The following is a 9,349-nucleotide window of genomic DNA, read 5'->3' as shown; positions in this document are numbered from 1 at the left end:
GTGCGGCCACTGCTCGAACAGGACGGCTACACCCCGGCACCGGCACCCACCCGCTACCGCACCGCCACCGCCCTTCTCGCCGCGATACCACAGCAGGAAGACGACACAACCGAATCGATACATTAATTCCTTACAGTCACATTACGCCACCAATCTGATGGCGGTCACCCCGAAAGCGTCGTGGCCCTGGGTCAAGACGTTGCTGCACTCGGTCTACGACCAACCGGACACCGATTCCGTTCACGCCCAATACGATCGAGTGATCGATGCCCTGTCGGAGAAGTTGCCGAGGGTCGCCGACCGCCTCGATGGCGCACCGGCCGACCTGCTGGCGTTCACCGCTTTCCCCAAACAGATCTGGCGACAGATCTGGTCCAACAATCCGCAGGAACGGCTGAACAAGGAGATCCGCCGGCGCACCGACGTCGTCGGGATCTTCCCCGGACCGCACCGCCCTGATCCGGCTGGTCGGGGCTGTGCTCGCCGAACAACACGACGAGTGGATCGAAGGCCGCCGATACCTCGGCCTCGACGTGCTGGCCCGCTCGCGCGGCGAGGACACCGCCGAGACCGTCAACGATGTCGATCAGGAGGTGGCACCAGCAGCGCTGACCGCATAACAACCCCACGAGGAGTCACGCGACAACCTCGTACACCACGCCCTGGGACTTGACCGAAGCCGTTCACCGCATCGCGCTCACCCAGGCCCGTTGCCATCCTGAGGCACGAGCACTGTTGTCACGGCGCAAAGCCAACGGAGACGGTGGCATGGAAGCGCTGCGCATCCTCAAACGTCGGCGCCCCGATGTCGCCTACCGCGCCATGATCGCAGACCAGTCATCAGCCGCCACCTCTACCGCTACTTGACAGAGGAGCTGGGGACACCCCCATTGCGTTCAGCTCGGCAATGTTCGCCACGGCAATCGCTCCGCCGGTGGTTTGTCCGATGACCAATGCTCCATGGGCGGCTGCGACGGAGTCTATGTCGCATGGACCGGAGCCTACTCGTGGGAGGGGAAAGTAGTCGATGTGGTGGGTTGTCGTGTTGAATCGTCCGATTGTGCTTCCGGCTGTGAATCCACCGTTGGCAGACCACAAGTTGCCGTCGGATCCGAGAACGAGCGGTCCCATCGAAGGTATGGGGACATCTGGGGTAGCAATCGGGTATTCGGTGATGTCGCCTGTGACGGGGTCGATTCTTCCGATCTTTGCTCCGATAGTCTGACTGAACCAGATGGCGCCATCGGTGCCGAGGGTCAGTCCCTGAGGTACGGCACCGGGTGTCGGAACCTTGTGGAGGGTGAACTGCCCTGTAGCGGTGTCATATTCGACGATGTTGTTGGACAGCGCGGCAGAGAACATCATTCTGGTGCCGCTTCCTGGCATGATGATCGTCGTGGGGATGTTGAGTCCGCCTTCCGGAATCGGGACCTCTGTCATCTGGTGGGTCGTGACGTCTATCCGCCCTAGATTCTGGGCAAACGATTCAGTGAAGTACATAGCATTGTCGGGGCCGGGCCAGATATCTGTTGGTGTGGCCTGAGGGTTCGGTGTTGGGAAGTTAGTGAATTGCTTCGTGTCGGGGTCAATGAATGCGACCCCGCTTGATGCACCAAAGTATGTGAACCAGAGGTTTCCATCAGGTCCGAATGCAGCACCGCCCGCGGTTGTTTCCGGAACAGGAAGGCGATAGCGCTCAATTGAACCTGTGGCCGGATCAAGCACTCCCAGGCTGCCGATATTGCCGTTGGATCCGGGATTTACGATCTCCTCCACGTAGATTTGCCCGGTAGGCTCGTGGAGGATCCCCTCACAAGGCGCGTGCAACGGATCGGGATACTCCGCGAATCCTGTCAGGGGCGCTGCGTACGACGGTGCAGCCGATAGCGACCACATTGTCGCAACAGCCGCGAGGAGTGTGAGTGCGGTCTGCCCGTTCGAATGGCGCCGCTGCAGTCTTTGCACGTCGGATCCTTGGATGTTTGTTACTCGGGTGGCATGCGCGGAAGTAATTCAAAGTTTGGAGAAATTGGGGTGCGGCGTTGTGAATGGCGCAGTATCTTGAGGCCCATTGTTCTCGGCGGGAGATGTCTCAATTATCGGAATGTATTTTTTGAGTGACTTCCTCTGAATCGTGTTGTCGTGAGTCTCAAGTACGCCGCGGGGAATGAGCCATTGCGTCTCGAATGTCGAAGGCTCTTCCGCTACTCCGGTGTCCGGGCAGGTGGAGCGCTGGGTCTCGCTGATCCGGGTCACCAGGGTCCGGGTGGTCACCCGGCCCAACTCAGGCCCTGCTTCTCAAGGCGGATGGTGACCGCCTTCGACACCGGGGTGTTCGACTTTGCCGCGACATGGTCGAGCGGGATCAGCGGGTTCGTCTCCGGATAGTAGGCGGCCACGTTCCCCCGCGGGGTGGGGTACGGCACTAGCCGGAAGTCGTCAGCTCGGCGCTCCTGCACCGTGCCGTCCGGGCTGGTCCATTCGGAGATCAGATCTACCCGGTCGCCTTCGGCGAATCCTAGTGTGGTGATTCGAGTTCGTTGATGAACAGCACCCGGCGGCCGCCCTTGATGCCACGGTAGCGGTCGTCGAGACCGTAGATGGTGGTGTTGTACTGATCATGGGACCGCATAGTCTGCAGGATCAGTTTCCCGTCGGGGACGGGCACCCAGGACAACGGGTTGACGACGAAGTTCGCTCTGCCGGTCGTGGTGTCGAATCGGCGTTCGTCGCGCGGCGGGTGTGGCAACGCGAACCCGTCGGGTTGGCGGACCTTGGTGTTGAAGTCGGAGAATCCGGGGATCACCCGGGCAATGCTGTCGCGGATCCGGTCGTAGTCGACCATGAATTCCTGCCACGCCACGGGGTGTTCCGGCCCGAACAACTCCTGCGCGAGTCCGCAGACAATTGCCACCTCACTACGCAGGTGCTCGCTGGCCGGTTTCAGGCTGCCGCGCGAGAGGTGCACCATCGACATCGAATCCTCGACCGTGACTTGCTGTTTGCGGCCGTTTTGCACGTCCTTGTCGGTGCGCCCGAGCGAGGGCAGAATCAGCCCGGTCCGCCCAGCGACCAGATGGGACCGGTTCAGTTTCGTCGACACCTGCACCGTGAGCGCACACCGGCGCAGTGCGGCCTCGGTGACCTCAGTGTCGGGGGTGGCGGCTACGAAGTTGCCGCCCATCGCTATGAACACCGACGCCTTGCCGTCGCGCATCGCCCGGATCGAGTCGACGGCGTCCAATCCGTGGTGGCGGGGTGAGGTGATTGAGAATTCGGTGTCCAGGGCGTCGAGGAATGCGTCGGGCATCTTCTCCCAGATGCCCATCGTCCGGTCACCCTGGACGTTGGAGTGCCCGCGCACCGGGGATACTCCGGCCCCGGGTTTGCCGATCATTCCGCGCATCAGCAACAACGCGACCGCGTCCTGGATGGTCGCGACCCCGTGAGTTTGCTGCGTCAATCCCATCGCCCAGCAGATGATCGTTCTGCGCGACGCGATCAGTGCGTCTGCCGTCTGTCGGATCTGCTCGATCGTCAAGCCGGTCGCGGTGACGATGGTGTCCAGGTCCACGGTGCTGCGGATGTGGGCGGCATAGTCGTCCCACCCGGCGCAGTGCTCGGTAAGGAACTCGTGATCGAGGACAGTGCCCGGGTGGGCGTCTTCGGCGTCGAGGACCAGTTTCGCCAACCCCTGGAACAGGGCCTGGTCGCCGCCGATCCGGATCTGCAGAAACTCGTCCGCGATCTGCACGCCGTCACCGACCACGCCGTGCACTTTCTGCGGATCCTTGAACCGCAGAAGCCCAGCCTCCGGCAATGGGTTGATCGCAATCACTTTCGCCCCGTTGGCCTTTGACTTCTCCAGGGTTGAGAGCATGCGGGGGTGGTTGGTGCCGGGATTCTGGCCGGCAATCAGGATCAGGTCGGCGTTCTCGATATCGGGGACGGACACCGATCCCTTGCCAATGCCGATCGTCTCGACTAGCGCGCTGCCCGAGGATTCGTGGCACATGTTCGAACAGTCCGGCAGGTTGTTTGTCCCGAACGCCCGGATCATCAACTGGTACATGAACGCCGCCTCGTTACTGGTGCGGCCGGAGGTGTAGAACACCGCCTCGTCAGGTGACGCCAGGGCCCGCAACTCGCCCGCGATCAAGGAGAACGCCTCGTCCCAGCCGATCGGCTCGTAATGAGTCGCTCCCGGCAACAACACCATCGGATGCGTGAGCCGGCCCTGCTGCCCCAACCAGTAGTCGGTCCGCCCCAGTAACTCCGTCACCGGGTGCGCGGCGAAGAACTCCGGGCCCACAGTGCGGGTGGTCGCCTCCTCCGCGACCGCCTTCGCCCCGTTCTCACAGAACTCCGCGTGCTTGCGGTGGCCGGGGGTTTCCGGCCATGCACACCCCGGGCAGTCGAAGCCCCTGCGCTGGTTCAGCTTCGCCAGTGTCCGGGCGGTGCGTACCGGACCCATCTGCTCTAGCCCGCGGCGCAACGACACCAACACCGCAGGAACCCCCGCGGCATAGGACTTCTCATGGCTGACGACGACCTCGTCCTCGTCAAAGGTGTACCTGTCGGTGGTGTCGGTCATCGACTTGCACTCCTGACTCGATTCTCATTCCGGCATTGCATTTGCCCCGAAAGGGGGCGATAGGCGAAGGGGATCGGTGGAGCGTGAAGCCGCGGTCTCTGGCAGTCAGGCCGTCGAGTTGACGGCGGAGTCGAGGAGTTCCTGACGAAGCTTGCTTACGTCGCGTCGGCGCCCGATACCAAAGACCGCTATCAGGGTTCCTTCCCTGTAGCCGGCTACCGCGAAGTCACCGTCTAGGCTTCCAGAGACGAGTGTGTACTCGTCGGCCAATGCGGGGGCACCAAATCCCTGGATACGCATGCCGAGTTGATCACTCCAGAAGCTTGGGAGGGGAGTGAACGGCCGATGGTCTGGGAGTTTGCCGAGCAAGGTTCCTGCCGCTCGGTCCGCGGTGTCGCCTGCCATGGTCCAATGCTCGATCCGGCGCGGTATGGAATCGAACAACGGGTTTGGGAATCTCGCGACATCCCCGACCGCGACGGCGTTGTCGGCGCCGATCACGCGCATGGTGTTTGCACACAGCACTCCGTCGGTGAGGTCGAGGCCGTTGCCCGCGAGCCATTCGACGGAGGGGGAGCAGCCCACCGCTTCGACAACGACGTCCACCGGCAGTTCCGTGCCGTCGTCGAGCACCACGCCGGTGACGCGGTCGGTGCCCTCGAAGCGCACCGGCAGCTTGCTGAGGTGGAACTCGACTCCATCGGCTTCGTGGCGTGCCCGCAGCGCGGCGCCGACCTCTGCCCCTACCACTCGAAGCATGGGGTTCTCCTCTGGCGCGACGACGACCACGCGGCAATTCCGGGCACGCGCGGACGATGCGACCTCGCACGCGATGAAACTCGCGCCGACGATCAGAACAGTGCGTCCAGGCCGGAGCTCACCGGCAAGTTCCCGGGCGTCGTCGAGCGTCCGCAGCACGTGTCGGCCGCCGGAGGGACCCGGAATGGTCAGGCGACGAGCGCGGAGTCCGGTGGCAATGACGAGACCATCGAAATCCTCGCTTGAGCCATCGTCCAGATCCACCCGCCCAGCATCAAGACTGCATCCGACTACCGTGCGTCCCAACCTCCACGTGGCCTCCGCATTGTGGGGAATCGTAACCGCGTCAGAGGGCGACGAGGTGGTTAGTGACCCCTTCGACAGCGGGGGACGGGTGTACGGGGGGTGTACTTCGTCGCCGATGGCGACGATCTCGCCATGGAACCCATGCGCTCTGAGCGACTCGACGCTACGGAGCCCGGCCAGTGACGCACCTGCTACGAGGATCCGATCCATCACACTACGACTCTATTGTGATGGCCGAGACCGGGCAGACAGCCGCCGCGTGCGTGACCTTGGCTCGCTGGCCCTCGGACGGCTCGGAATCCCATACCAGGGTGTCGTCGTCGTTGTAGTCGAAGACATCGGGTGCGGCGAACACGCACTGCCCGTGGTCTTCACACTTGACCATGTCGACCGTGATCTTCATTGTTGTGCCCTTTCAGTCGAGGTTCTCAGACGTGCCTAACCGGCAACGACAGAATTTGGTTGACGAACACGTTTGCGCCGCGTCGAGGTTCGCCAGCGAGTTCGAGCTTCGTCGGCCTCGAGTACATCTCCTCCAACAGGATTTTGGTCTCGAGGCGCGCGATGTGATTACCGAGGCAGTGGTGCACACCGCCGCCGCCGAAGGCCATGTGTGGGTTCGGGGTCCGGGTCAGGTCGAACTCGTGAGGGTTGAGGAAGACCTCGGGATCGCGGTTCGCTGCAGCGAACCACTGCAAAACCATCTCACCTTCCTTGATCAACTGGTCCCCGATCTGGACGTCTGCCTTCGCAGTGCGAGCGAAGTAGTTGACCGGGCAAACCACGCGGAGCAATTCCTCCACGGCTTCTCGGGTGGCGTCGTGCTCTACAGCCTCACGCACCACATCGTTGATTCGCGGTTCCTCGAGGAGGATTCGCATGCCCTGGCCCATCAGGGTGTGAGTCGTTTCGAAACCTGCCAGGGTCAGCAGGGAGACGAACTTGATGTATTCCATATCGGTCAACGCCTGGCCGTCATCGTCGCGGGCCTCGTTCAACGCGCTCATGATGTCGTCGCCGGGGTGTGCGCGCTTCTCCTCACGGACTTGGAATAGGAAGGCAGCAAGATTCTGCAATCCCCGAACATGGCGAACCTGGCCGTCCGGCTGGTCCATTGCGAATACGTCGGTTGCACACGAAACGATCGTTTCGCGCCCGTTCTCATCCCCGATTCCCAGCATGGAGGCGATGACCAGACCAGGGATGCGGGCAGCTATGTCGTGTACGAAGTCGAACTCGGACTTGTCCGACACGTCGGAGAGGACTCCACGGATCACCTCGCGGACCCACCCCTCGAGTTTGGCGATCACTCGCGGGGTGAAGCTCTTCGCAGCCAGCTTGCGGAGCCGGGTGTGGTTCGGCGGATCGATCAGCGTCAGCATGTCCCGCTGCTCGGCCAGGGTCTCCGCGCTGGGTCGAGGGTACAGATCGCCACGTTCGACGGTGAATCGTTCGTGATCCTTGGAGACCTGGGCAATGTCCTTGTGCCGGGTCAGGGACCAGTACCCGCCGGATTCCGGTTCGTTCCACGAGATCGGCTCTTGTTCCCTCAGTGCGTCGAACAACGAGTGCGGAACACCTGCCAACCAGGTCTGTGGGTCGATCAGGGCGGACTTGTCCAGTTCCGTATGGGTGGTCATGCGCTCATCTCCTCGAACGGGAACGGGTTGGGGCGAACCGGAAGTTGATGCTGTTCGGCATGGATTCGGCTCCCCAATCGCAGTAGGGCCGCACACCATCATCAGTGACGAGGGACACGTGTGTCAATGGTCGTTCACTCGCATGGTGCAGAAGATGCCAGGTCGTCACCTTCTGCCTAGTCAAGGGCATTCAAGTGCTGAACACTCAGGCTTGATGCAAGACAATAGGTTGGAAACGGTCGTACACTCATCCTGTGCTGAAGATGGTGGAGACATTAAGAAAGAATCAGATCGCGGTGCAGGACGTGGGTGATGGTCGTCCTGTGATCTTGCTCGCGGGCTTCGGATTGGATCACACGGTGTGGGATGCGCAAGTGACGATGCTCAGCGCGACCCATCGGACGTTGTGTATCGATCTGCGCGGTACCGGTCAGTCCGATAAGCCGCGTCTTGGCTACACACTTTCCGAACTCACTGCAGACGTCGTCGGTGTCGCCGACGCGCTGGGATTGGGGTCATTCGACCTGGTGGGATGGTCGTTCGGAGGGCAGGTCGCCTTCAACCTTGCCGCGCGCCATCCCGAGAGAGTGCGCCGACTCGTTCTCGTCGGCAGCAACGGAGTTCGCGGGTGTCGAAGTGACGAGTTTCCGTTCGGGCGCCGGAGGGACCGGCTCGAGCCGATGTTGGTGCGAGGAGAGACGGAGAACCGGCCGGCGTCTCGGCGGGCCACCATCGCGGCGGGGTTTGCGAACGAACCGAATCCGGCGGTTTTGGACTACTTGACCGCGGTGTCGCTCCAAATGCCGTCGTGGTCCGCGCTGGCGTGCTATACGACCATGCTCGATGCCGACCTCATCTCGGAGATCCCTGCTCTGACGATGCCGGTACGGCTGATCGTGGGTTCAGAGGATCCGGTGCATCCTGTGCAGGGGGCTCGCTGGCTGGCCGAGCGTCTCGCCGATGGCTACGTCCTCGAGATGCCAGGATGCGGGCACTATCCGATGTTCGAAGCCGGGGCAATGCTCGACCATGGTTTGCATCAGTTCCTGGACGGCGACCCGGAGGTGCTTGTTCCTCAGGCAAGGGGAAGGTCGGAGTGAGCGGTAACGATCGTTCACGACCCGCGGCATCGCGTACTATTCGACGAATGGCACGCGACGAGCAGATCCTTGAGGCCGCGGAGAAGCTTTTCTACGAGCGAAGCTTCGATGGTGTGGGGGTCGACGAGATTGGTCAGGCGGCGGGCGTGAGCGGGTCGGCGATCTACCGTCACTTCGCGGGCAAGGAGGAGATCCTCGCGACTTTGTTCGATCAGGCCATTGACGCGCTCTTGGTGGGATTGTCCGATCCGAAAGACGACCCGCGTGATGAGCTGCGCGAGCTGGTCGACAGCTTCGTGGGGTTCGCTCAGGCGAACCGAATGCTGGCGGGCATCTGGGAGCGTGAACACCGGTCACTGACAGGAACGTACAAGCGGCGCTATCAGAGGCGGCTGAAGCTGTACATCGAGCGCTGGTCTGATTGCCTTGGGAAGTGCTACCCGGGCTGGACCGAGGGCCGGTTGCGTACCGCGATTCGGGCGGTGCAGGCGCTCATGATGTCCGATGCCACGCGTTCGGGCGGAGCCTCGTCAGGACGGGAGATCGGGGCGCTGCTATCGGCGATGGCACTCAAGAGTCTGGAGGTACTGGATTTGCCGGGGTGGTCCGACGCGCACCTCGACGCGTAGCAACCACCCGCGCGAAGTGTGGCTAGCACTACAGTTGCGCTTATCGCGTCTGTTCGCGAGTTCGGTAGTTGCACAATCTATCTCGGTTGGTGTCGTCAACGCCAGCGCGAGCGGGTGAGGACGTGTTCCGGGTCGGATCGGGTCAGGGTGTCCAAATCAGCAGGCACAGCAGTCGGCGGATCTCGGGCAGGGTCAGGGCGATCAACTCGCCCTGGTGGCCCGGTTTTCGGGCCCCCTTTTCGACCGTGTGACTGATTCGCCCCGGGTTTCTTGGAGGCTGATGACCCGGAAGGATCGGCATCATGCCTGCACCGAGGAAGT

The 9,349-nt window shown here is 62.3% G+C and carries 6 protein-coding genes and 2 pseudogenes; 3 read left to right on the top strand and 5 right to left on the bottom strand.

Features of this window, described 5'->3' with window-relative positions; all coding sequences use genetic code 11:
* Positions 1-133: 133 nt before the first annotated feature.
* Positions 134-620, top strand: a pseudogene (locus tag ABD951_RS28055) (transposase); the annotation flags it as partial.
* A 220-nt stretch (positions 621-840) separates the two neighbouring features.
* Here ABD951_RS28055 and ABD951_RS28050 read toward each other — a convergent pair.
* The 5 genes and pseudogenes from ABD951_RS28050 to ABD951_RS28030 all read right to left on the bottom strand — a co-directional run bounded on the left by ABD951_RS28050 (position 841) and on the right by ABD951_RS28030 (position 7,299).
* On the bottom strand, positions 841-1,965 hold the full coding sequence (locus tag ABD951_RS28050; protein WP_345353466.1) for a Vgb family protein: 1,125 nt from the start codon (positions 1,963-1,965) through the stop codon (positions 841-843).
* A gap of 305 nt (positions 1,966-2,270) precedes the next feature.
* Positions 2,271-4,594: pseudogene (locus tag ABD951_RS28045) on the bottom strand (FdhF/YdeP family oxidoreductase).
* A 105-nt stretch (positions 4,595-4,699) separates the two neighbouring features.
* On the bottom strand, positions 4,700-5,869 hold the full coding sequence (locus ABD951_RS28040) for an NAD(P)/FAD-dependent oxidoreductase (protein ID WP_345353465.1): 1,170 nt from the start codon (positions 5,867-5,869) through the stop codon (positions 4,700-4,702).
* Between the two features lie 4 nt (positions 5,870-5,873).
* A complete protein-coding gene (locus ABD951_RS28035) occupies positions 5,874-6,062 on the bottom strand; it encodes a ferredoxin (protein ID WP_345353463.1) in 189 nt (62 codons plus the stop codon).
* Between the two features lie 25 nt (positions 6,063-6,087).
* Positions 6,088-7,299: a cytochrome P450 gene (locus ABD951_RS28030; RefSeq protein ID WP_345353461.1), complete on the bottom strand. Its 1,212-nt coding sequence runs from the start codon at positions 7,297-7,299 to the stop codon at positions 6,088-6,090.
* Positions 7,300-7,562: 263 nt separating this feature from the next.
* Here ABD951_RS28030 and ABD951_RS28025 point away from each other — a divergent pair, with 263 nt between their 5' ends.
* Positions 7,563-8,399, top strand: coding sequence for an alpha/beta fold hydrolase (locus tag ABD951_RS28025; RefSeq protein ID WP_345353468.1), 837 nt, complete (start codon positions 7,563-7,565; stop codon positions 8,397-8,399).
* Positions 8,400-8,446: 47 nt separating this feature from the next.
* Complete coding sequence (locus tag ABD951_RS28020) at positions 8,447-9,028, top strand: TetR/AcrR family transcriptional regulator (protein ID WP_345353459.1); 582 nt, start codon at positions 8,447-8,449, stop codon at positions 9,026-9,028.
* The last annotated feature ends 321 nt before the right edge of the window (positions 9,029-9,349 follow it).

The organism is Rhodococcus olei, assembly GCF_039540555.1.
In the GTDB taxonomy this organism is placed as follows: Bacteria; Actinomycetota; Actinomycetes; order Mycobacteriales; family Mycobacteriaceae; genus Rhodococcus_G; species Rhodococcus_G olei.
The sequence above is the reverse complement of the archived record's forward strand: the minus strand, read 5'-3'. Positions and strand labels throughout refer to the sequence as shown.

Bases quoted from the DNA above. Each gene is read 5' to 3' on its own strand.
- ABD951_RS28040 (WP_345353465.1), bottom strand. From the start codon at position 5,869: ATGGATCGGATCCTCGTAGCAGGTGCGTCACTGGCCGGGCTCCGTAGC.
- ABD951_RS28035 (WP_345353463.1), bottom strand. From the start codon at position 6,062: ATGAAGATCACGGTCGACATGGTCAAGTGTGAAGACCACGGGCAGTGC.
- ABD951_RS28030 (WP_345353461.1), bottom strand. From the start codon at position 7,299: ATGACCACCCATACGGAACTGGACAAGTCCGCCCTGATCGACCCACAG.
- ABD951_RS28025 (WP_345353468.1), top strand. From the start codon at position 7,563: ATGGTGGAGACATTAAGAAAGAATCAGATCGCGGTGCAGGACGTGGGT.
- ABD951_RS28020 (WP_345353459.1), top strand. From the start codon at position 8,447: ATGGCACGCGACGAGCAGATCCTTGAGGCCGCGGAGAAGCTTTTCTAC.